The 20,845-nt window shown below is 42.7% G+C and carries 26 protein-coding genes; 9 read left to right on the top strand and 17 right to left on the bottom strand.

Annotation, left to right across the window (positions count from 1 at the left end):
• Positions 1 to 33 precede the first annotated feature (33 nt).
• Complete coding sequence (gene rho / locus KHS38_RS03875) at positions 34 to 1,749, bottom strand: transcription termination factor Rho (protein ID WP_213487197.1); 1,716 nt, start codon at positions 1,747 to 1,749, stop codon at positions 34 to 36.
• A 271-nt stretch (positions 1,750 to 2,020) separates the two neighbouring features.
• Here rho and pyrF point away from each other — a divergent pair, with 271 nt between their 5' ends.
• Positions 2,021 to 2,854, top strand: coding sequence for an orotidine-5'-phosphate decarboxylase (gene pyrF, locus KHS38_RS03870; protein WP_213487196.1), 834 nt, complete (start codon positions 2,021 to 2,023; stop codon positions 2,852 to 2,854).
• A gap of 76 nt (positions 2,855 to 2,930) precedes the next feature.
• On the opposite strand, the gene KHS38_RS03865 is transcribed toward pyrF, so the two are convergent.
• From KHS38_RS03865 to KHS38_RS03840, 6 genes are all read right to left on the bottom strand, one after another.
• Positions 2,931 to 3,530 carry an FMN-dependent NADH-azoreductase gene (locus KHS38_RS03865; RefSeq protein WP_213487195.1) on the bottom strand — a complete coding sequence of 200 codons (600 nt, stop codon included), beginning with the start codon at positions 3,528 to 3,530 and terminating at the stop codon, positions 2,931 to 2,933.
• Between the two features lie 109 nt (positions 3,531 to 3,639).
• A complete protein-coding gene (locus KHS38_RS03860) occupies positions 3,640 to 5,037 on the bottom strand; it encodes an exonuclease domain-containing protein (RefSeq protein WP_213487194.1) in 1,398 nt (465 codons plus the stop codon).
• A gap of 85 nt (positions 5,038 to 5,122) precedes the next feature.
• The gene (locus KHS38_RS03855; RefSeq protein WP_213487193.1) at positions 5,123 to 5,782 is read right to left on the bottom strand and encodes a YdeI/OmpD-associated family protein; all 660 of its coding nucleotides are present in this window, start codon (positions 5,780 to 5,782) and stop codon (positions 5,123 to 5,125) included.
• A gap of 12 nt (positions 5,783 to 5,794) precedes the next feature.
• A complete protein-coding gene (locus tag KHS38_RS03850; RefSeq protein ID WP_213488176.1) occupies positions 5,795 to 6,325 on the bottom strand; it encodes an RNA methyltransferase in 531 nt (176 codons plus the stop codon).
• 113 nt (positions 6,326 to 6,438) lie between these two features.
• Positions 6,439 to 7,599 (bottom strand): galactokinase, encoded by a 1,161-nt coding sequence (locus tag KHS38_RS03845; protein WP_213487192.1) that lies wholly within the window; start codon positions 7,597 to 7,599, stop codon positions 6,439 to 6,441.
• An 85-nt stretch (positions 7,600 to 7,684) separates the two neighbouring features.
• Positions 7,685 to 8,365 (bottom strand): DUF6843 domain-containing protein, encoded by a 681-nt coding sequence (locus KHS38_RS03840; RefSeq protein ID WP_213487191.1) that lies wholly within the window; start codon positions 8,363 to 8,365, stop codon positions 7,685 to 7,687.
• Between the two features lie 149 nt (positions 8,366 to 8,514).
• Between KHS38_RS03840 and KHS38_RS03835 the strand changes: the two genes are divergently transcribed.
• Complete coding sequence (locus KHS38_RS03835; protein ID WP_213487190.1) at positions 8,515 to 8,805, top strand: YciI family protein; 291 nt, start codon at positions 8,515 to 8,517, stop codon at positions 8,803 to 8,805.
• A 71-nt stretch (positions 8,806 to 8,876) separates the two neighbouring features.
• Here KHS38_RS03835 and KHS38_RS03830 read toward each other — a convergent pair whose 3' ends face one another.
• The 4 genes from KHS38_RS03830 to KHS38_RS03815 form a co-directional block, all read right to left on the bottom strand.
• A complete protein-coding gene (locus KHS38_RS03830) occupies positions 8,877 to 9,995 on the bottom strand; it encodes a GAF domain-containing protein (protein WP_213487189.1) in 1,119 nt (372 codons plus the stop codon).
• 299 nt (positions 9,996 to 10,294) lie between these two features.
• Complete coding sequence (locus tag KHS38_RS03825; RefSeq protein WP_213487188.1) at positions 10,295 to 11,155, bottom strand: aldo/keto reductase; 861 nt, start codon at positions 11,153 to 11,155, stop codon at positions 10,295 to 10,297.
• 71 nt (positions 11,156 to 11,226) lie between these two features.
• Positions 11,227 to 11,607, bottom strand: coding sequence for a hypothetical protein (locus KHS38_RS03820; RefSeq protein WP_213487187.1), 381 nt, complete (start codon positions 11,605 to 11,607; stop codon positions 11,227 to 11,229).
• Between the two features lie 112 nt (positions 11,608 to 11,719).
• Positions 11,720 to 11,947 carry a hypothetical protein gene (locus KHS38_RS03815; RefSeq protein ID WP_213487186.1) on the bottom strand — a complete coding sequence of 76 codons (228 nt, stop codon included), beginning with the start codon at positions 11,945 to 11,947 and terminating at the stop codon, positions 11,720 to 11,722.
• 134 nt (positions 11,948 to 12,081) lie between these two features.
• On the opposite strand from KHS38_RS03815, the gene KHS38_RS03810 reads away from it, so the two are divergent.
• Positions 12,082 to 12,333, top strand: coding sequence for a hypothetical protein (locus KHS38_RS03810; protein WP_213487185.1), 252 nt, complete (start codon positions 12,082 to 12,084; stop codon positions 12,331 to 12,333).
• A 187-nt stretch (positions 12,334 to 12,520) separates the two neighbouring features.
• Entirely contained in the window at positions 12,521 to 12,676 is a 156-nt protein-coding gene (locus tag KHS38_RS03805; protein ID WP_213487184.1) for a lmo0937 family membrane protein, read from the top strand.
• 176 nt (positions 12,677 to 12,852) lie between these two features.
• Here KHS38_RS03805 and KHS38_RS03800 read toward each other — a convergent pair whose 3' ends face one another.
• The 3 genes from KHS38_RS03800 to KHS38_RS03790 form a co-directional block, all read right to left on the bottom strand.
• Positions 12,853 to 13,002 carry a hypothetical protein gene (locus KHS38_RS03800; RefSeq protein ID WP_213487183.1) on the bottom strand — a complete coding sequence of 50 codons (150 nt, stop codon included), beginning with the start codon at positions 13,000 to 13,002 and terminating at the stop codon, positions 12,853 to 12,855.
• 309 nt (positions 13,003 to 13,311) lie between these two features.
• On the bottom strand, positions 13,312 to 13,515 hold the full coding sequence (locus tag KHS38_RS03795; protein WP_213487182.1) for a hypothetical protein: 204 nt from the start codon (positions 13,513 to 13,515) through the stop codon (positions 13,312 to 13,314).
• Between the two features lie 288 nt (positions 13,516 to 13,803).
• Positions 13,804 to 14,766 carry a hypothetical protein gene (locus KHS38_RS03790; protein WP_213487181.1) on the bottom strand — a complete coding sequence of 321 codons (963 nt, stop codon included), beginning with the start codon at positions 14,764 to 14,766 and terminating at the stop codon, positions 13,804 to 13,806.
• Between the two features lie 173 nt (positions 14,767 to 14,939).
• On the opposite strand from KHS38_RS03790, the gene KHS38_RS03785 reads away from it, so the two are divergent.
• The 4 genes from KHS38_RS03785 (at position 14,940) to KHS38_RS03770 (ending at position 18,054) form a co-directional block, all read left to right on the top strand.
• Entirely contained in the window at positions 14,940 to 15,257 is a 318-nt protein-coding gene (locus KHS38_RS03785; RefSeq protein ID WP_213487180.1) for a hypothetical protein, read from the top strand.
• A gap of 86 nt (positions 15,258 to 15,343) precedes the next feature.
• On the top strand, positions 15,344 to 16,141 hold the full coding sequence (locus KHS38_RS03780; RefSeq protein WP_213487179.1) for an alpha/beta fold hydrolase: 798 nt from the start codon (positions 15,344 to 15,346) through the stop codon (positions 16,139 to 16,141).
• 27 nt (positions 16,142 to 16,168) lie between these two features.
• Positions 16,169 to 17,188 carry a PAS domain-containing protein gene (locus KHS38_RS03775; protein ID WP_213487178.1) on the top strand — a complete coding sequence of 340 codons (1,020 nt, stop codon included), beginning with the start codon at positions 16,169 to 16,171 and terminating at the stop codon, positions 17,186 to 17,188.
• 80 nt (positions 17,189 to 17,268) lie between these two features.
• Positions 17,269 to 18,054 carry a head GIN domain-containing protein gene (locus tag KHS38_RS03770; protein WP_213487177.1) on the top strand — a complete coding sequence of 262 codons (786 nt, stop codon included), beginning with the start codon at positions 17,269 to 17,271 and terminating at the stop codon, positions 18,052 to 18,054.
• A gap of 75 nt (positions 18,055 to 18,129) precedes the next feature.
• Here KHS38_RS03770 and KHS38_RS03765 read toward each other — a convergent pair whose 3' ends face one another.
• The 3 genes from KHS38_RS03765 to KHS38_RS03755 form a co-directional block, all read right to left on the bottom strand.
• Positions 18,130 to 18,330 carry a hypothetical protein gene (locus tag KHS38_RS03765; protein WP_213487176.1) on the bottom strand — a complete coding sequence of 67 codons (201 nt, stop codon included), beginning with the start codon at positions 18,328 to 18,330 and terminating at the stop codon, positions 18,130 to 18,132.
• A 6-nt stretch (positions 18,331 to 18,336) separates the two neighbouring features.
• The gene (locus KHS38_RS03760) at positions 18,337 to 19,299 is read right to left on the bottom strand and encodes an MvdC/MvdD family ATP grasp protein (protein ID WP_213487175.1); all 963 of its coding nucleotides are present in this window, start codon (positions 19,297 to 19,299) and stop codon (positions 18,337 to 18,339) included.
• Positions 19,300 to 19,387: 88 nt separating this feature from the next.
• Complete coding sequence (locus KHS38_RS03755; protein ID WP_213487174.1) at positions 19,388 to 19,708, bottom strand: hypothetical protein; 321 nt, start codon at positions 19,706 to 19,708, stop codon at positions 19,388 to 19,390.
• A 580-nt stretch (positions 19,709 to 20,288) separates the two neighbouring features.
• Between KHS38_RS03755 and KHS38_RS03750 the strand changes: the two genes are divergently transcribed.
• Entirely contained in the window at positions 20,289 to 20,834 is a 546-nt protein-coding gene (locus KHS38_RS03750; RefSeq protein ID WP_213487173.1) for a pyridoxamine 5'-phosphate oxidase family protein, read from the top strand.
• Positions 20,835 to 20,845: the final 11 nt, after the last annotated feature.

The following is a 20,845-nucleotide window of genomic DNA, read 5'->3' as shown; positions in this document are numbered from 1 at the left end:
CCGCCAATCTTATAAAACCTTGAACAAAAGAGTTTATGAATTCATTGAAATCAGGAACTCTTCGTTTGATCTTGTTCCCCTGATCTGACCCAGCAAAAATTCCATTGCTTCTTGCGAATTCATGTCGGCCAGGTGGTTACGCAATATCCATATACGTTGCAATGTATCGCGATCCAGCAACAGGTCATCGCGGCGGGTGCTCGATGCCGTAATATCAATGGCAGGGAATACACGTTTGTTAGATAATTTACGATCCAGCTGCAGCTCCATGTTACCGGTACCTTTAAATTCTTCAAAGATAACCTCGTCCATTTTAGAGCCGGTTTCGGTAAGTGCCGTAGCAATAATGGTTAATGAACCGCCATCTTCAATGTTACGGGCAGCACCAAAAAAGCGTTTCGGTTTGTGCAGTGCGTTGGCATCCACACCACCCGACAGGATTTTTCCTGATGCCGGCGCAACAGTATTGTAAGCACGGGCTAAACGGGTGATGGAATCAAGTAAGATTACCACATCGTGTCCGCATTCAACCATACGCTTTGCTTTTTCAAGCACAATGTTGGCAATTTTTACGTGGCGTTCGGCAGGCTCATCAAATGTTGATGATACCACTTCGGCACGTACGCTGCGAGCCATATCAGTAACCTCCTCAGGGCGCTCGTCAATCAGTAAGATAATCAGGTATACTTCCGGGTGGTTTTTGGCTATCGCATTAGCCACATCCTTCAGCAACATGGTTTTACCTGTTTTTGGCTGTGCCACAATCAAACCACGCTGACCTTTACCGATAGGGGAAAAGAGGTCCATAATACGGGTGGAGTAGTTGCTGCCGTCGGTAAACAGGTTCAATCTTTCTGACGGGAAAAGCGGCGTTAAGTGATCAAAAGGTACACGGTCGCGTACTTCTGCCGGTATGCGGCCATTGATGGCCTCAACACGCACCAGCGGGAAATACTTCTCGCCCTCTTTAGGCGGACGGATGCTGCCGCGAACGGTATCACCGGTTTTTAAACCGAACAATTTGATCTGCGACTGAGATACATAAATATCATCAGGCGAAGTCAGGTAGTTATAATCTGATGAGCGTAAGAAACCATAACCATCAGGCATAATTTCCAGCACGCCTTCATTAACAATCACATTATCAAAATCCAGGTTAATTGGTTCCTGATTTCTTTGCGCTTGTTGATTATTGCCCTGATTCTGGTTGGTTTGATTCTGATTAGTACCAGGTCCGTTTTGGTTCTGATTACCGTCTTTGTTATTAGGACGGCGTTCACGCTGCTCAAAACGGCGTTCACGTTGCTCGTTGCCTTGTTTGGCAGGGCGGGCAGCTGGTGCCGCCGGCGCAGATGGTGCCTGCTCGGCAACTTCGGCAACAGGAGCTTCCTCAACAGCCGGTATTGGTTCGGCCGGTGCTTCGGCTGCCACAACCGGTTCAGGTGCGGCAAACAGATCAGCGCCTGCTTCTTCAGCAGCAGCTTTGGCTGTTTTGGTTTTAGTGGTACGGGTTCTTTTGCGCGGTTTTTCTTCTGTTTCGGCTGGTGCCTCAGCATTATTAGTGGCGCTATAGTTATTATCTAAAGTATCTTGTTGGGCTCGGGCAGCCTCAATTAACTTTTCCTGCTCGTTGATGCGGGTAATTAATTGTGGCTTACGTAGGTCATCCGCTTCAGCAATACCCAGGTCTTTCGCTATTTGACGTAGTTCGGACACAAGCTTGTCATTCAATTCGAGTGTTTCAGGCATGAGATGAGATATAATTCACAAAGGATTATTAGTAATTAAAAAGAAAATTGTCTTGCAGCTGTAAGGCGCTATCTGAAAAATTTACAAGTTTTAAGCAACGCGGGATTTTTTTGAATCTTTCTTTAGTGCAAGAAAAATTGTATTGGAAACGCTGCAATTATACCTATAATTTTTCAAAAACAAAAATCTTTAAAAAAGATTTATACCAGCCTAACACTTACGGCTATTTTTAGTTTTTTTGAAGCCTGAAATATTTTAAATTTTCTTAATTATGCTTACCCGTCAGCAGCTTATTGAACAAATAAAGCAAAAGAAGTCATTTTTGTGTGTTGGTTTAGATACCGATCCTGCAAAAATACCGTCCTTTTTAAACAATTATCCGGATCCGGTTCTGGAATTCAATAAGCGTATCATTGATGCTACGCATGATTTGTGTGTAGCCTATAAACCAAACGCTGCTTTTTATGAAAGCCGTGGCATAGCCGGCTGGCAAAGTTTGATTGGTACTTACCAGCACCTGCCTAAAAGTTGCCTGAGTATAATTGATGCCAAAAGGGGCGATATTGGCAATACATCCGACCAGTATGCCAAAGCCTTTTTTGATGAAGCCACCACCGGAATGGGTTTTGATGCCATTACCATAACGCCATACATGGGGCACGATAGCTTAACACCTTACCTGGCTTACGAGGGCAAGTGGATCATTGTGCTGGCATTAACATCAAACCCTGGCAGCCGCGATTTCCAGTACCTGGAAACCAACGGCGGACTGGTGTACGAAGCTGTTTTGAACCGCACCAATGAACTGGCCGGTGTAGAACGCGCCATGTTTGTGGTAGGCGCCACCCGCGGACCAGAATTTGAAAACATACGTAAGCATGCGCCTGATAACTTTTTGTTGGTACCCGGCGTTGGTGCGCAGGGTGGTAGCTTGGAAGAAGTTTGCCGCTATGGCATAACCAAAGATTGTGGTCTGCTGGTAAATGCTTCACGCTCCATCATCTATGCATCCAACGGCGAAGACTTTGCCGAAGCAGCCCGTGCCGAGGCGCTGGCGTTGCAACAGCAAATGCAGGCAGAGTTGGAAAAAGCCGGTATTATATAATATAGCGTACGGTAATAAAAAGCAAAGCGCCTGTACAATTGCACAGGCGCTTTGCTTTTTATATGTGATTATGTACTTACAAAGAAATGCTGTCGATAGCTTTATCCAGAGCGGTTGCTTGCAAATCGCCAATGGCAAAGCCTTCGGCACGGATAAAGGTAACATCAGTAAGACCAATGAAAGCCAAAAATGCTTTTAGGTATGGGGTTACAAAGTCATATGATGACGCATCACCAGAACTGTAAACCCCACCTGTAGCTACAGCTACGTAAACTTTTTTACCGTTTACCAAGCCTTCCGGGCCTGATGCAGTGTATCTGAAAGTGATACCAGCACGTGCAATATGGTCAATCCATGATTTTAATACTGATGGAATGGTGAAGTTGTACATCGGTGCACCAATCACAATTACATCTGCATCAAAAATTTCCTGAATAGCTTCGTTTGAGTGGCGGATAGCTGCTTTGTTATCTTCTGTATGTTGCTCAACCGGTGTAAAGAATGCGTTTAAGTGTGCTTCTTCCAGGTGAGGGAACGGGCCGTTGGTTAAATCTCTTACTGTTACTGCAGCTGCCGCATCATTTTCTCTTAAACGATCAATAATTGCGTTGCCTAATTTAATGCTGTTTGATGCCGCGCCTCTCGGGCTCGAAATCACGTGAAGAATTTTTGCCATGGTTGTATGTTTGTTATCGTTTAACACGAACATAGCACCTTAGTTTGAATATATGGTTAAACACAGATGTATTTACCGCTATATTGACATTATTATGGCAATTGTATGTTTAAACATGTATTTCTAACGCTGCTTCATTTATGCTTTGAAAGTCTACACGTTTCCACGGATGTTTTTCGGCATAATTGAGCACCATATTCTGCATATAATCGTTGCCGGGGTAGGGTACGATATGTTTTTTGATATGCTCTAAGTTTTCGGCTGCAAAGTACTGCGAAATATACCCCATGCCGTAAAAGCGACCTTCTTCAATTAAAATGCAACTATGCTCATCGTCCTTACGGCCTTCATCACGTATCAAAAAGGTAGGCAGTGTCTGCTTTAAGGTAGCTATAGCCTGATTGATTTTTTGGTTATAATCAGTTGGGGTTTCTTGGCCGGTGCAGGCACATGTTTCCTTTTTGGCACCGGTGCAAGCGTCGGTATTGGTTTGTATAAAGCATAGCTTAGGGCATAGCTCAAACTCATCAATCAAACGCAATAAAATATTCCGGCCATCGAGCAGTGAGCTGCAGGTATGTACCGGTACGGAGTATTTGCGGCGTTTATCAACCGCAAGGCGTAAATAACCGCGTTGGTCCTCGTAAGTATATAACCCAAAATTAAACTCCAGCTTTTTTTGTGAGCGATTGAATTTTGGCCACAGGCGTTTTATTTCCACAGCTTCGGTAAGCAGGGCCATCAGTTCGGTGCCGCATTCCTGGTAGCTGATGCGGTGTATATGCCGCATAAATTCCTGCCGTTGTGCCCCTGAGTTGTTACCAGCAAAGTGGCTGGCCACCCGTTTTTTAATGTTTACGGCTTTACCTACATATACCACCTTGCCCTTCTGGTCATGAAAATAATATACCCCCGGTGTAGGGGGCAGCTTTTCAATAAACTGCGTATGCAGGTTAGGGGGCAGCACCTGCTCTTTGGAGCGTTGCCTGGCAGCAAGTGGAATATGGTTGTCTTCGTCCTTACTTAAAAGGAGCGTAAACAGCTCCGCAGTGGCATCAGCATCACCACCGGCCCGGTGCCGGGCCGAATTGCCTATACCCAGCTGATGACATAATTTACCCAGGCTGTAAGATGCCATGCCGGGAATGATCTTGCGGCTCAGGCGCACGGTACATAGCTTGTTGCACTGCAAATCATATCCGGCTGCTGCCAAATGATGTTTAACGAAAGAATGATCGAAATTAACGTTGTGGGCTACAAAGATATGCCCCTGCAACAGGTTGTGAATTTCATAAGCCACATCCTTAAAATATGGTGCTTGTTGCACCATATCGTTGCTGATACCAGTTAATGATTGTATATAAACAGGTATTTCCCGGCCGGGGTTAACCAATGTTTGGTAGCGTTGTACAACTTCCTTCCCATCATGAATACATATCGCTATCTCGGTAATTCCGTTAGCGCTGGCATGCCCGCCCGTAGTCTCAATATCAACAATCGCATACATCTATTCCAAAAATAAATAAAATATCGGTGCTAATATTATTAGCGACAGTTTTTTATTTTATACTGACAATGCGCTGATGTCTCAACTATTTATCTGACGGGTTTTTCTTTCCGCTTAGTAACTTATCTGCTATTTTTTGCATCCTGTCGGTACGAGTTTTTTCCTGCTTGGCAGTGAGTACCCACAGCAAATATTCTTTACGGTTGGTGTAAGATAACTTTTCGAAGATACTTAAAGCCGGGGCATGCTGCTGCAAAACTTCATGAATGGATGCCGGCAGCGTAATGGTTTTATTCACTACATCAATATATTCGGCATAGGTAGTAGTACCTATTTCACTGTTGCTTGTGACCGATGTTTTTGTTTGTTCTTCAGGACGGAAGCGCAATGCAGTCCAGGTCGCATCTATGGCGGCGGAAGCCACCGGACGCAGCGCGTAGATGTCGGTTTCCTTCCAGTTACGTGTCATGACCAAATCAGTTGCAATACCCGATGTTTTTTTGGGGTACATAATCCATAATATTGTATCAGGCTTGAGTACCGGTTGTAAAGCTTGCAGGCTAATTCCTAATTCGGCAGAATTTTTAGCAAAAAGCTGTATGCCGTTCACCTCACTCTCAGGTACAAAAGTTAGCACAACGCCGTCGGGCAATGGCTCCAGTACCGACAAATAAGTTTCGGGCGCATTGTACAAAAGCCAGCGTTGCCCGGGCTTTACTAAGAGTTTTTTGGCAAGTACACTCATGCTATAAATTTGTTAAAAATTCAGCTTAGCAAAAAAGTCCCACAACACAATGCCGGCTGATACGACTATATTGAAGGAGTGCTTGGTGCCAAACTGCGGAATTTCCAGGCAGGTGTCAATGCGGGCCATAACTTCTTCGCTTACGCCATTTACCTCATTACCGAAAATAAGCGCGTACTTATGTCCGGCTTCGGGTTTGAAATTATTAAGCATTACGCTGTTTTCGGCCTGCTCAACGGCAATAATCTGGTAGCCTTCGCTACGCAATTGCTCAACGGCCTGCACAGTATCGGCATAGTAGGTCCAGTTTACGGATTGGGTAGCACCGAGCGCCGTTTTTTCAATTTCACGGTGTGGTGGCTGACCGGTTATGCCGCACAAACAAACCTGTTCCACTGCAAAGCCATCTCCGGTACGAAAAACCGAGCCTACATTATGCATGCTGCGTACGTTGTCTAACACCACGGCTACGGGTAGCTTTTCCTGTGCTTTAAACTCATCAACCGATACCCGGTTCAGTTCATCCAATTTTAATTTTCGTATATGATTATCTCCCTGCATGAGGCTAGTTACAAAGTATATAAATAAAAAAAGTAGTCTGTGCCCAAGGCACAGACTACCGTACAAAAATATTCAATAAAATTGATTTCAGGTATTTATTCGCCACTCAGCAAACGCACACCATCGTTAATTGAGGTGCGGTATACAGAAGGTTCATAGCCTACAATTTCCGTGTAATGCGCCGTAACCTTTTTGCTGTAATCGTCAAAAGCATCCGCTTTAACCAGGGCAATGGCACAGCCGCCAAAGCCGGCACCCGTCATGCGTGCGCCTGTAACGTTAGCATCGGTTTTGCTGTAGGCTACAATGGTGTCCAGTTCCAGGCCACTCACTTCGTACAAGTTTTGCAGAGATTCGTGCGAGGCGTACATCAGCTGACCAAATTCCTGCAAGTTACCTGCCGATAGGGCTGCCGCTGCTGCTTTTACGCGGTCATTCTCTTCAATTACGTGGGTGGCACGTTTTAAAACTACCTCGTTGGTGATCAGATGCTGGTGCTTGCGGAAGGTTTCTGCATCGATGTCGCATAAATAATCTATACTTAACTCCTTTTGCAGGTCGGCCAGTGCTTCCTGGCATTCCTTAACGCGTTCGTTGTATTTGGATTCGGCCAGTTTGCGGGGTTTGTTGGTGCTGATGATGGCCAGTACATGGTCGCCCAGGTTAGCATCTACAGCTTCATAATCAAGCGTATCGCAGTTCAGCATCAGTGCTTTATCTTTTTCGCCAAATGCTACGGCAAACTGATCCATGATGCCGCTGTTGAGGCCAATGAAATTATTTTCGACAGATTTGGCCTGTATAACCAGCTCCAGTTTGGTATAGCCGCTTTTAAAATATTCATTCAGCGCATAGGCGGTTACAATCTCAATAGAGGCAGAAGATGACAAGCCCGAACCGATAGGCAGGTTGCCATGGTAAAGCATGTCTAAGCCTTTAATTTCTTTGCCGTCCTGAACAAAATGGTGCATTACACCCAATGGGTAATTGTACCACTCGCGACCAGTTTTTTCATAAGCGGTTTGCACGGGTATTTCCAGCGTTTCATCAAAATTAAGGCTGCGCAACCGAAATACACCTTCCGTGTTGGGTGCTATCAGTAATGTTGTGCCAAAATCTATAGCGCAAGGCATTACCAGGCCGCCGTTATAGTCTATGTGTTCGCCTATAAGGTTAATCCTGCCCGGACAAAAAAATGTAGCCTGTGGCTGTTGGTTATAAGCTTGTTGAAATTCCTGAGATAGATGTTGGTTCATTTTAGGTGTTGTAGAGAAACAAATATTGTAAAAAAACGGCTGAAAGCAAGCACTGTTTCAGATTTTGGAAATTCAGTCTGCTCCCTTAATGGTATTTAACCTTAATCTCCTCCATTATTGACGATAATTTCTTATCTACCTCCGCCTTCAGTTCGTTTGATGATTGTGGCACAAAAAAATTGTTGAAGTCGCTTGTGATTACATATATCTGGTAATTGTCTGTGAAATCAACCATATAGGCGGTGGGCTCATTTTGATGGTTAACAGGTGCATGGTATTCTATAGGCAGGCTTTTGCTCAAATTACCAGTATAACATATACGCGTTTCGCTTAGTGTGGCTACAATATGTTCCGGCATTTCAAAACTGGTTTTGGCCAAGCCCCGGCTATCCGCCTTTATGAGGCGATAGCCATCTTGCCAGGCTTCATTGTTAACCTGGCCGTTTTCATAAGCTACAATAACAAGTCCCTCGTAATTATCGGGAATAACAATAAGCTGTTTAAAAGAGCGGTGATAATAAAGTTCAATACCTGTGAGGGTTAGAATGGGCAACAGTATTAAAAAAGCACTAAGAAGCCGCTTAGCCCATTTAGAAAGGCCCGGTAATATCGCTTCAACTTTAAAAAAGTATTTAGCTATGTAATAAGCGGCAAGTAATACCAAACCTACAACGCCAATCCAAAAAAATCCGAAAAGTGCAAATGTAACGCCGCATAGTAATCCCAATACAATATAATATATGGCAAGGTTGCGGAGAAATTTCATGTCAGGTGTTGCGGTTGTTTAACTATAACATGAAATCTGGTTGAATGTTTAAGTGCGTTGCATTATTTGCATGAAGCGGCTACAGGCATAGTGAAACTATTTGTATACTTGTTTACTTACTAAAGATATACTTATCAATATAACACACCATGAAACAGTATCTGGTTACCGCTTATGATTATAAAGATGAAGGTGCTTTGCAGCGCCGTTTAGATGTTCGCCCGCACCATTTAGATAATATCAAGAAACTACAGTCGGGCAACAACTTTGTGGTTGGTGGCGCAATTTTAAATGAGCAAGGACAAATGATAGGTTCGAGCATGATTGTGCAGTTCGAAACAGATGAGGAAATGGAGTCCTGGAAAAATAACGACCCTTACGTTCTGCAAAAGGTTTGGGAAACCGTAGACGTAAAACCGTTTAAACAAGCTATTGTTTAAGTGCTACCGAGTGATAGGAGCGGAGATCGGGGAAAGTAAAAACCTCGTTCTTCGCTCCCCACACTTTGCTATTATGTTTGCTTTTCTGTACTGTTGGCGTAAACACCTTCTGTATAGCTTACAATCTTTCTGATCTGTGTGTCAAGGTCGTTTACAGCTTGCTTCATTATCATCAGGCCTTCTTTTGATGCCGTAAAGCCTTCTTCTTCAAAAATATGCATCAAACCCATAATGGAAGCCACTGGCTTGCGCAGTTCATGCGATTGTACGTAAGCAATGTTTCTGAGCGATTCATTCTGGTCTAAAATCTGTTGTTTGTGCAGCTTGTGCCTGGTGATATCACGCGCGTTGTAGGATACGCCTATCACTTCACTATCAGCATTTAGGCAGGGTGTATAAGTAATAGCCCACCAAATATCTTCGCCGTTATAGTTCATTTTACGTTCCAGGCTAACCGGAACGCCGGTTAGCGCTAATTCGTAATTGCTTTTGAATGCATTCAGTTCTTCGCCTTCCAAAACTTCATTTATCGAAATACCCTGGTAAAGTTTAATGCCGTAAACCCGTTGGGTAAACTCGGCCATATTTTTATTGAAAACAATAACCTCGAAATGAGTACCAATAAGCAGATGGCATTCGGCTGAACTCTCAAAGAAAGAACGGAGTTTTATTGCCGAATCTTTTGCCTGGAAATATTGCTGGTTCAATACCTTTAAACTTAAATCAAACTCCATGATCTGTATCACCCTTTTGGCTGATACCCGGAGCAGTTTCTGATGCGCTGCAGAAAAGCTACGGGGTTGGGTATCCAATACGCTCAGGCAGCCTAAAAACATGCCATCGTGCGTAATAAGGGGAGCACCTGCATAAAAGCGAATGTTAGGCTGACCGGTTACGTAGGGGTTGTTACAAAAGTTGTGGTGCTGATGGGTGTCGGGTACAACCAGCATATCTTCCTGCTCAATCATTTCGTTGCAAAACGCAAATTCCCGGGCAATCTGCTCCAGATCGGTACCCACTTTGTATTTCATGTACTGAATATCCTCGGTGATGAGGGTAATCAGCGCGATGGGTGTTTCGCAAAGCTCGGACGCCAATTCAACAATCTCTTGTAATTCTTTATCCTTATTTAAATCCAGGCTCAAAAAACGTTTAACGGCTTGTAGTCGTTGCAGCTCATTATGCGGCATAGCATCCAGAAATTACAGTTTAAAATAGGTATTAGTGTCAGCTTATATTTTTGCTTTAGGCAATGCAGTAGTACAATACGGAATATTGAGTAGTAGTGTTACAAAAAATTATGAGCATACCTAAATTATTGAGACGGATTTTAGGATAAAATATTGCCTTTATTGATCACCTTTAACAGCTTGGGCAGGTTTGCTAAAGGCAGGAATATATAGATTTAGTTGGGCAAACATTAATATTATGCACAAAAAAGGCTTTAAAGAATATCTTTAAAGCCTTCTTTATTACCTGAGGTTTGTTATTATACCTGCGGAATGCTATCCAGTTCCTGCATGTCATTTTCGGTCAGCACTATTTCGGCAGCCTTCATGTTTTCTTCCAGGTGGGCAACGCTCGATGTTCCTGGTATCAACAAAATATTATCGGCATGGTGCAGCAGCCAGCTCAATGCTATTTGATGCGGTGTAGCTTGATACCTGTCGGCCACGCGTTTCAATACTTCCATAGCGCGAATATTACCTCCGCTTAGCGGGTACCATGGAATAAATGCAATGTTATGATCTTTACAATACTGCAATACGCTTTCCCATTTGCGGTTATCGGCGCTGTACATATTTTGTACGGATACCACTTCAAAATATTCTTGCGCTTTCTGAATATCCTCTACGCTTACTTCTGATAGGCCAATGTGTTTAATTTTACCTTCCTGCTGTGCTTTTTGCAAAAATGCAAAGGTGTCTTCGGCCGGTACCTGTGGGTCAATACGATGCAGCTGGTACAGATCAATGCGCTCCAGTTTCAGTCGCTTTAAGCTGCCTTCCAAGGCTTCCTTTAAGTGATCTGGATGGGCATTTACCGGCCATTGGTTAGGGCCGGTGCGTACTAAACCGCCTTTGGTGCCTATCACTAAGCCGGCAGGGTAAGGGTAAAGTGCTTCGGCAATCAGTTCTTCGGATACGTACGGGCCATAACTATCGGCCGTGTCTATAAAATTTACGCCAAGTTCAACAGCGCGCTTTAACACACTTATCGCTTCGTCATGATTTTTTGGCGGGCCCCATATACCTTCGCCGGTAATGCGCATGGCGCCGTAGCCCAAGCGATTAATGGTAAGGTCGCCGCCCAGGTTGAATGTTTTTTGAAATGAAACTGTGTTAGCCATAATTTGTGTTTTGATATTTATGTCAACAGTTGTGAATAGGGCAAAGTTTAACGGTTTATATCAGCGCAGTATCATTTTGACGGCGCTTTCCATTCATCCATCTCTTCGTTTTCGGTTAGGATAGAAGTAAGCAGACCCGTTAAGGCTGCGGCCATCACGGCATTGCGCGCACGTTTATTTTTAGAAAAACCCAACAACCACGGTGAGCCTAACGCAAATAAATTAGCCGAAAAATCGAGCAGTAAGTGTGCTTTGAAGGGTATGGTGCGAATTACGCCCCACTCAGCTTTAGTAAATAAACTGTATGCCAGTGCTCCGCCACCCAGGGCGCGGCAAAGTGTGGTAGCTTTTTTTTCTTCTGTAAAACCGGCCAGTTCGGGCAGGGCCGATACTAACAGGGCATATCCATAATCGGCTATACCGTGTGCCTGTCTTGAAATGGGTTTTTTCATAATGGTGTTATTTTTAGATAGATAACACCTGCGGGGGTATTGTGTTTAAGTTTTGGTTAAGTAAAATGCCGGATACCTGCCTGTAGAACAGGTAATATCCGGCACTATAACATTATTCCCAACCGCTTCCTTTTTTAGCATTACCTTTTTTGATATGCTCTTCGGCTGTGGCTTTGCCCATAATAGCAGCCATTTTGTTGCCTTCGCTGTCTTTACCGGTAGCTATATAACGACCTGATTTTACGTCGATAACCGGGTCAATCATGGGTACGTTTTTAGTTTTGGTTTTCACTGAATATGCGGTGATACCGCTGGTCTCTTCTTTTTTAGCCTTTGCCATGATGATGTGTTTTAAATTTAAGTGTATGGCTCTATAACCACTACATTGCTGGTTTGGTTTGCCATGGCTGCATTTTTAACGCGCTGAAACTATTTAGCAGGTAATATAGTTGGTTTATGAAAAGTAATAAAACTATGAAACTAGGAGAAGAAGTATTGAAAATTTTGAACAAGGTATACGAACCTGACCGGATGATTGAAACAACATTTAAACGTTACGATTTGGCCTTCAAAACAGACGAAGCTGGCCGCCCAATACTACTCTTTATGGGCCAACGGGATGAGAGCGGGCAGATCAAGGGCGAGCGCTATGCACGCCGTTTGAAGCTGGGTCCGGACGGCGAAATCATTAAAGACCACTGGGAAAACAAAGGAAAAGCAAGTTAAATGGCTTGGGGTTATAGCTATTGATAGCGTTTACAACAGCATCTATTTACCCTTTTAGACACTTTTGTAGCAAAAATCAGGCATTTTTTATACTCAGTATCACAAAAGTTGCTTGCAGGTTAAGTTGGCACAGTTTTGATACTGATACAGTGTAAATAATTAAATAACAAACTAAATTCTATCTACCATGAGATCACTATTGTATATCATCGCTGTTATTCTGATTATTGGATGGGCGATTGGCGTATTTGCTTATGCAGCATCTGGTTTAATTCATGCCTTACTGGTAATTGCCATCATTTCATTACTGATTGGCGTTATCAGAAACCCATCAACTGTGTGATAATATAATCAGACATCAATATAAAGCGGTTCCGAATGTTTTTCGGAGCCGCTTTCTTATTTGTAACAAGTTGTTTAGTGGGCATGGGTTCGCATAAGCAAAAGCTATCACCACCGTATTACACCGTATACAGACAATTCAAATACTCAAGCGGTTATAAAACACATGCAGTGTGTTTACTTACTCAGCATGTATTTTTCAAAATAAGGCAGAATCAGCAAAATAATAAGAAAGGCGAATGCCAGTAAAATAGACAGCTTGAAGAAGTTTTTGATCTTAGCTGTACTATTATTGTGCTCGGTAAAAGCGTGTTCTTTGTAAGTCATAACGGTGAAACTTTTATGATCAGTTATCATTTCCACATAAAAAAATAACTTACTGTGGTTGTAAATCAAATTTCGAAAAACCTTATGAATAAAGCAATTACAAAGTGTATAAATATTAAAAATATTTATTCTGTATATAATGTATATTAATTGTTAGGTGAATATTAAGATTTTAATAATTGTCAGTTTTGATGAGATAGGCAGTATCCAACACACGGGAGGGTTCAAAAACAAAACAGCCGGATGTGCTTAGCTTTGCTAAACCCATCCGGCTGTTTTTATAATATCGTTAAGCGTTGCTAACTGTTGTTAGTTTACTTCAATGCAATCGCACTGAACAAAGCTCCAGTAGCCATTAGCATCTTTTTTGTAAACCACTTTATAATCCTGACGTGAAATTGGATATGGAGAAACCGAATCACCTGCCGGCGTTTTTGACACCATGTGTAAACTCGCCACTTCTGTTACATTTCCCATCATTGGTGTTTCCGGAGTTGTTATGATTGATTTCATATTCGTTAGTTAATGTGTTGGTGTGTACTGTAAGCCTACAATACAAAGTGCATACCATGTATATGGAAAATGTATTTAAATAATAATAAAAATTATTAACTCGCCTGTGGTCTGTGTAATAGAAGGGTAGCGCCTACTAAATAATTTGAAACAGTATTTTACATACAACAATAAGTTGTATGTAAAATACTACACAAGTCCTTTATTGTAGGCGGTTGCAGTTGGTTGTGTAGCGTTTAATAGACTGTAAATATGGCTTTTACAACCCTAAGCTAAGGTGTGTTCTCATCAATCGGCTATGCCAATAGCTTTTATCATGATAGCACTCGCATGTGTAATGCCCAATGTTTTGCCCGGGGTAGCCTTAAAATAGTATGACAAGTACCCATCCACAATTCCCTTCATTGCCTTTAGGTGGCTTTCCTGTTCGCCGTCATCCATCATATAATCGAGCGATTTTATAAAGTGCAGTTTGCCGTTCTCGTCTACTACAACCAGCATGAAATGGTCAAAGTTGCTATACGATTTACGAATAGTTACTTCAAAAGTAGGCGACAGGTAAGCATCCTGCGGATAAATATTATTCAGCGGGTCAACGTTCACCGGCTGGCGTTTTACCGCTGCTTTGGTGTTTATGCTGGTTAACGTTACCGGGGTGGTTGCAGCAAATGCCTTGCTGTAGTCGGCTTTTGACTGCTTTACCTTTTCTTGTATAAAAAGCGTATCCCTGCGGCTGGGCCGTATCATCTCTGCCGGCGTTTTATGGAGCACGTTTTTTATGTAATCATTACTGTATAAGGTTAAAAAGATGGGTGGTTTGCCGTCTTCAATAATCCGGGTTACGTGCAACACTTTAAATACCAGGCTGTCTTTACTCATCTTCATTACCCGCAACCATGACCAGGCCAGGTTTACCACGTTGCCATGATCTACCATGGCCGGGGTAATTACAAAGCGCTTTAGCTTGGGGCTGTATATGCGCATAGAGTCTTTCGGTAAAAACGTAATTTGCCAATCGGGTATCAGCTGATAGCCTTCCGAGCCGAATGAAAGGCCGTTGTCATACACCCGTTTTACCTCGGTGTAGGGTATGCCTTCTATCTCTTTAAACGATATCTTTTTTATTACCGGTGGCTTGTCCTGTTGCACAACCGGGGCAGGCTTGGGCTTACAGCCTAAACCCAGCATAGCCATATACACCAGGGCAGTTAAACAAGGAATTGTCGGTAAGTAAAAATATTTATCTTTCATCGTTATTGGGCAGATGGATGCCAAATGCATCGGCTGGCTAATTTAAGCAGAATAATATATAAATGGCAATAACGCCTGTTTTAAGCCTGCTTTGCAGCCGGTCAAAAATCTTAAAATATTACTTACTGTCAGTTACATTTTTGCCTAATTTGGGCTGCCTTAAGTTCACGATTATGCATGCCGAAACTTTTCAACTTTTGCCGGTCATCAACAACAACGTGCGTACTTCATTGCAGTACCTTTATCACCGCCGAAGCGGCTTGCGTATCAATATTTATCCTTTGCACCAGCAAGCGTTTACACCGCGCACTGGCGAACTTCATTTTTACGGAAAAATATTCAGCTGGTGGATGGCGTTCGAAACGCATGGCTACCAAAACCAGCCGCTGGCCTTAGTAAAAAAAGGTTTGCGCTTTTACGCTGAATGTAAGCTGTATCCGCAAATGGAGGTAGTAGGCGAACTGCCGGTTAAAACCAATCGCTATTCTTAACTGAGCCGATATTCTTATAGCATTCAGGAATATATTTGGGGCTTAACACATCCAAACCCCTGTTGGTATCGTATAAGGCCATATATATGACCGATATTTTACTTCGCAACAACGTAAACATTGTGGGTAACGGCCCGCAAACCATCCTATTTGCCCACGGCTTTGGCGGCGACCAGAATGCATGGCGCCATTTAAGCAATGCCCTGAGCGAACAATACCGTGTGGTGCTTTTTGATTTTGTAGGCTGTGGTAATTCCGATTTTAGTGCCTACAGTGCTACCAAATATAAAACCCTGCGCGGCTATGCTGAAGATGTGCTGGATATTTGCCAGGCGCTGCAATTAAAAGACGCCATATTTGTAGGGCACTCGGTTGCCTGCATGGTCGGTATGCTGGCCGCTATTGAAAGCCCGGCTTATTTTAAACGACTCATATTTTTAGGTCCTTCGGCCTGCTACCTTAATGATGGTAACTATGCCGGTGGTATTAACCCATCCGAGCTGGATGCTTTGTTTGAGGTGATGGATAACAATTACCAGGGCTGGGCCCGTGCTATGGCACCTGCCATAATGGGCAATGCCGACCGCCCCGAACTGGGCGAGGGCTTTGCCAATGATTGGATAGAGTATGATCCGGCCATTGCAGCCAACTTTGCACGCGCTACATTTCTGTCAGACAACCGGCCGTATCTTTCAATGCTGCAGGTGCCCAGTTTGTCTATAATCTGCGAGGAAGATATTTTAGCTACAGCCAGCGCTACACAATACATTGCCGACCATACACCCGGCAATACGATGGTTAAGTTGAACGCCAACGGCCACTGCCCGCACCTGAGTGCACCGCAGGAAGTAATCAAAACCATTAAAAACTATTTACTCAATTAATAGTTTTCCGGGTACTAAACTATTGTTATGCCTCTCACCGATTTCATGTTCGAAAACATTCCCTGCGGATGTTTAACTTACTATACCGATGGCACCATCATCAGCATCAACAAAACGCTGCTGAACTGGATGGAGCTGGGTAAGGAAGATGTGATTGGAAAAAAACGCTTTTCTGACCTGCTGAGCGTAGGGGGTAAGCTATATTACCAGATGATCATTATGCCGCTGTTGGCCCGCCAAGGTTCGGTAAATGAAATCAATTTTGATATTGCCGTGCCGGGCGGTACCTACGTACCCTCTTTGTATAATGCCGTAGTTTTAAAAGCGCCGGGCGATGAGCGCGAGGTGGTCAATGCGGTATTTGTAAAAATAACCGACCGTAAAAAGCACGAGGCAGATTTGCTGCGCGGCAAACGCATGGCCGAAGAAGAGCGCAAGCGCTTTGAAACCCTTTGTAACGTAATTCCCAATATTATCTGGACGGCGCAACCGGGCGGCGATATTAGCTTTGTGAACAGCCGCTTTTATGAGGAGTTTCATGTATCAAAAATAAGTAACCAGCAGGTTGATCTTTTTGCACTTTTTCATCCCGGCGATCAGCCGCGAATGCGTAAACGCTGGGAAAGGGCCGTGTTAAAAGCTATTCCGTTTGATGGCGAGGTGCGCATATGCTGCGGCGAAAACCGGTACGACTGGTATCTGCTGCGCGCTACACCGTATATGGACGAGGGCGGTAATATTTCCCAATGGTTTGGTTCGTGCACCAATATACACGAGCGCCGCCTGCGCCAGCAAAAACGGGTAGAGAGCCTCAATGCAAGTTTAAACGAAGCCAGCCAAATGATAGATGAGCGCGACCGCACGCTACAGGAAATCAGCTACAGCCAATCGCACGTGGTGCGCAAGCCGCTGGCCAATATTTTGGGATTGATGCAGGTGATAGATACCGACGATATGACCGAACCACAGCAGGCCATGTTTGACATGATTAAGCAAAGTGCCGAAGAGCTGGATACGGTAATTAAGTCGATGATTATACGGGTATAATCTTATTTCCTGAAAAATTATTGCAACAGGCATAAGGGTAAGCTGGCTTGGCGGTGTCTTAAGGTGAAATTTTTGATACCATGATATACCAAACCTTTACCAAAGCCTGGAAAAACCGTATTTACCCGGCTACACAAAACTATTGCGCTATGCATTGGCTCACAATTGCTACCGGGCTGATTATGCTATGGCTGATAAGTCCTTCGTGCAAAAAAGTAGATGGGCACGGTCCCATTCAAACGGAGAGCCGTAATGAGAAGAACTTTACGGCAATTGACTACCGCCTGTCGGGCAAAGCCATTATTACCACCGGTGCTGATTATAGCATCACCATTGAAGCGCAACGCAACGTTTTGGAAGCCATTGAAACCTCAGTAAATAACGGCAAATTGAACATAAAGCCCGAAAGCGGCAAGCGTATAGGCGAAGAAGACATAACCGTACACATTACCATGCCAAGCGTGGCGGGCCTGTACACCGGCGGCATAGGCAGCATGGAGGTGCACAACGACGGTTTTACCACCAACGGTACCTTGAACCTGGGCGTATCCGGCGCGGGCAGCATCAGTATAGACAACGCAACGGCCAACAGGGTAGAGGCTGAAATAAGCGGCAGCGGCGATATCAAATTGTTAGGCGGCAAGAGCAACAGCCAGAAATTTAGTATAAGCGGTGCCGGTAACATGGAGGCCGCCAACCACATCAGCAAAACATCCGAAATAAAAATAAGTGGCTCCGGCGAAGCCAAGGTAAACGTACTTGACTACCTGAAAGCCAACCTATCGGGTAGCGGCACCATTTACTACCGGGGTACCCCACAAATAGAGTCCCATACCTCAGGTGCGGGTAAAGTGGTGAAATTGTAGATTAAAAAAAAGCATGGCGGGTTAGGCCATGCTTTTTTTGTTGAATAAACTGTACAGTTAAGATACTGCAAGTGTTTATCTACCTTCGTTTGGCCTATCACTGTCAGATTCGTTATCTTTCTCTGCAGCATAAGTTGATTGTCTTGTACCTGTTTTGGAACCAGAAGCATAAATTTCTTTCATGCTTGAATTAGATGGCTGCCAATTCCATTGATCTTGTGGTAAAATTTGTTCCGTCGCGAAATCCTCGAGAAACTTTGAAGAAAAAACTCTCATTGTGTATTAATTTAAATGTATCTTAAACCAGTTAATTATAGCTTTTGTAATATTCAATCCTGCTAAATCTTCTGTCCAAAGATATTGCCCCATAGAGTTGACTTCCAAAAAATACCAGTTTTGGTTCCTGTCGACTATAAAATCAAGTGCTCCATATTCAATAGATAATTCAGACATTAAAATATCGACTTTTTCTCTTATTTGCAAAGGCGGTTCTATTGCTATATGGGGAGTATTAGGTATGTCATATCGCCTCCAATCTACATTTGCTATTTTAGAACTCTGTGAATCTATTTTGCAAGCAAAGTGATTTTTGCCAACAACGGTATATCTTACTTCAAAAAGCTTATCTATATATCGTTGCAACACAATAGGGTTTTCTTGACAATCACCAAAAGATTTTAAATCATCTATGGAAAGTTTGTTAACGTATATGCCCTTAAATTTTCCATCTTCTGTTCTATAAAAGTCTTGGTTCATTAACTTCATTACGACTGAATCATGTTCAAGCATAAAAGACTTTAAAATATTAATATCATTGCTTGTTATCATTTCCGGAACATAGAATCCAAGCTTTTGAGCAATCTCAATTTGTAGATATTTATTTTCTGCTGCATATGCTTGCCTCCAGGGGTTCAACCATGGTAAATGTTTTAAGCTATTATATATACCTACTAATGTTTTATTCCATTCATTTTTCCACAGCTTGAAGTCATTACTTTGATCATATGTTTCTTCAAGATGAAGTTCAATGAATGTCCTTCTGCTCCATACACATTTTATATCGTTAAAGCTACAATTTCTACCATTTTGGCTAATCATGAATTTGCTGTTAACGAAAGTACAATGGGTTTTTGATATAGAATCAACGTCTAAATCAAATCTATAGTAAGGTAATCGTTCAGATATGATTTGTTTTATTACATGATTTGCATGTGCATCATTTTTGTCTGTTAGAATTAATATCATTAAGGTTTAGGTTTAAAAAATTTATGTAGTAGGTGTTTAAGTACAGTAATTGTTTACAGAATGTATAATATAACTTAACATGATATCTTTATGAATAAACACCCCAATTCCTTGCTATATTCCACTTTGGAATCCATCTAATATAGTCCGCCGGTTCAAATTTCGCGGGCATTAGATCTATAGTAATAATTTGTTGGGGTAATATAGATAGAGTATGAGACCCTTCAGGGCTATCTAAGTCGTAGAAATGATAGCGGTAAGCACCATCTTTGTACCTTTTGCTTACAGCATAATCAAAAGGTATACAAGTTCTGGTAATTGTGCCTTTTTCTATAGAATCAAAGCAAATTGTTAAATGGTTTTTAGAATGAATTGAGGCAATAAATATTTCATGATTTGCGTGTGTCATAATATTTAGATTAGAATCATAAATTTATAAATCAATAAATTATATTGTATAATATACTTATTAACAAATAGTTGTATTTATTAACATTGCTTAGGAGTAAATAATATTTTAATATATACAACATGTATTATGTTGCTAATGGTTAAATTTTATACAAAAGTAATTCCCTCAAGTCCCACACGCTTTCTGCTTATATCGTAAGCACAAAAAGTACTGACAAGATCGTGTCACGAGTATAAATACCTGTACCAAACTGTACCGGGTGTTCCACACTGTACCACTTTTTTCAAACAGCCTCTACGAGCTGCAAACGGCGTTTTAGGTGTACCAAAGTGTACCACCTGTTCCGCTGTGTACCGGTTTGTTCCGCTTTGTACCACTTCAAAAGTGGTACACCCGGCACAGGCCCGCTGTACGTTATGCCTAACCGGGTTATTAATCCCTCTGCTTTCCCGAAATTCGGGCTTACTTTCCTATCCACCACCTGTCCTGGCTCCTTAAAGCAAATTGAAAACTGCTGCACACAAAACGGCTGCTGACTGGTTTATACAATACATTTACCGATAAAAAATATATAATTATGGATAGCATCAACCAACAGCAGCCTGAGGAGAATTACAAAGATCTGTCAGGTACTGAAGCTTTAGACAAAGTAAGAGAACTGGTAAAAAAAGCCGAAACCTGCTTTTTTTGCTCCAATATTAAAACCGGCGTTCCGTTTTCAACCCGCCCAATGTCGGTACAAAAAGTAGATGATGACGGTTTCTTCTGGTTCCTGAGTGCCGATGATAGCCACAAGAACGACGAGATCAGTCAGGATCCATTTGTGCACCTGCTGTTCCAGGGTTCGGCCCATTCCGATTTCCTGAACATTTACGGTATTGCCGAAGTGAGCAAGGATAAAGAAAAGATCAAAGAACTATGGGAGCCCATCCTGAAAACATGGTTCACCGAAGGTGTGGATGATCCGCGTATTACCGTAATTAAAGTAGAGCCAACCGAAGGTTACTACTGGGATACCAAACACGGCAACGCAGTAGCGCTTATTAAACAAGCCGCTGGTGCCGTTATCGGCAAAACCCTCGACGATTCGATTGAAGGTAAACTGGATATTGAGAAAGACTAATCCAGATATTT

The sequence above is a fragment of the Mucilaginibacter sp. Bleaf8 genome (assembly GCF_018390515.1).
Classification (GTDB): Bacteria; Bacteroidota; Bacteroidia; order Sphingobacteriales; family Sphingobacteriaceae; genus Mucilaginibacter.
This window is presented reverse-complemented; position numbering and strand designations above follow the sequence as displayed.

Bases quoted from the DNA above. Each gene is read 5' to 3' on its own strand.
- KHS38_RS03845 (WP_213487192.1), bottom strand. From the start codon at position 7,599: ATGAACCAACATCTATCTCAGGAATTTCAACAAGCTTATAACCAACAG.
- KHS38_RS03770 (WP_213487177.1), top strand. From the start codon at position 17,269: ATGATATACCAAACCTTTACCAAAGCCTGGAAAAACCGTATTTACCCG.
- KHS38_RS03830 (WP_213487189.1), bottom strand. From the start codon at position 9,995: ATGCCGCATAATGAGCTGCAACGACTACAAGCCGTTAAACGTTTTTTG.
- rho (WP_213487197.1), bottom strand. From the start codon at position 1,749: ATGCCTGAAACACTCGAATTGAATGACAAGCTTGTGTCCGAACTACGT.
- KHS38_RS03775 (WP_213487178.1), top strand. From the start codon at position 16,169: ATGCCTCTCACCGATTTCATGTTCGAAAACATTCCCTGCGGATGTTTA.
- KHS38_RS03835 (WP_213487190.1), top strand. From the start codon at position 8,515: ATGAAACAGTATCTGGTTACCGCTTATGATTATAAAGATGAAGGTGCT.
- KHS38_RS03795 (WP_213487182.1), bottom strand. From the start codon at position 13,515: ATGAAATCAATCATAACAACTCCGGAAACACCAATGATGGGAAATGTA.
- KHS38_RS03785 (WP_213487180.1), top strand. From the start codon at position 14,940: ATGCATGCCGAAACTTTTCAACTTTTGCCGGTCATCAACAACAACGTG.
- KHS38_RS03820 (WP_213487187.1), bottom strand. From the start codon at position 11,607: ATGAAAAAACCCATTTCAAGACAGGCACACGGTATAGCCGATTATGGA.
- KHS38_RS03865 (WP_213487195.1), bottom strand. From the start codon at position 3,530: ATGGCAAAAATTCTTCACGTGATTTCGAGCCCGAGAGGCGCGGCATCA.
- KHS38_RS03765 (WP_213487176.1), bottom strand. From the start codon at position 18,330: ATGAGAGTTTTTTCTTCAAAGTTTCTCGAGGATTTCGCGACGGAACAA.
- KHS38_RS03815 (WP_213487186.1), bottom strand. From the start codon at position 11,947: ATGGCAAAGGCTAAAAAAGAAGAGACCAGCGGTATCACCGCATATTCA.
- KHS38_RS03760 (WP_213487175.1), bottom strand. From the start codon at position 19,299: ATGATATTAATTCTAACAGACAAAAATGATGCACATGCAAATCATGTA.
- KHS38_RS03810 (WP_213487185.1), top strand. From the start codon at position 12,082: ATGAAACTAGGAGAAGAAGTATTGAAAATTTTGAACAAGGTATACGAA.
- KHS38_RS03780 (WP_213487179.1), top strand. From the start codon at position 15,344: ATGACCGATATTTTACTTCGCAACAACGTAAACATTGTGGGTAACGGC.
- KHS38_RS03840 (WP_213487191.1), bottom strand. From the start codon at position 8,365: ATGAAATTTCTCCGCAACCTTGCCATATATTATATTGTATTGGGATTA.
- KHS38_RS03805 (WP_213487184.1), top strand. From the start codon at position 12,521: ATGAGATCACTATTGTATATCATCGCTGTTATTCTGATTATTGGATGG.
- KHS38_RS03855 (WP_213487193.1), bottom strand. From the start codon at position 5,782: ATGAGTGTACTTGCCAAAAAACTCTTAGTAAAGCCCGGGCAACGCTGG.
- KHS38_RS03790 (WP_213487181.1), bottom strand. From the start codon at position 14,766: ATGAAAGATAAATATTTTTACTTACCGACAATTCCTTGTTTAACTGCC.
- KHS38_RS03750 (WP_213487173.1), top strand. From the start codon at position 20,289: ATGGATAGCATCAACCAACAGCAGCCTGAGGAGAATTACAAAGATCTG.
- KHS38_RS03860 (WP_213487194.1), bottom strand. From the start codon at position 5,037: ATGTATGCGATTGTTGATATTGAGACTACGGGCGGGCATGCCAGCGCT.
- KHS38_RS03825 (WP_213487188.1), bottom strand. From the start codon at position 11,155: ATGGCTAACACAGTTTCATTTCAAAAAACATTCAACCTGGGCGGCGAC.
- KHS38_RS03800 (WP_213487183.1), bottom strand. From the start codon at position 13,002: ATGACTTACAAAGAACACGCTTTTACCGAGCACAATAATAGTACAGCT.
- pyrF (WP_213487196.1), top strand. From the start codon at position 2,021: ATGCTTACCCGTCAGCAGCTTATTGAACAAATAAAGCAAAAGAAGTCA.
- KHS38_RS03755 (WP_213487174.1), bottom strand. From the start codon at position 19,708: ATGACACACGCAAATCATGAAATATTTATTGCCTCAATTCATTCTAAA.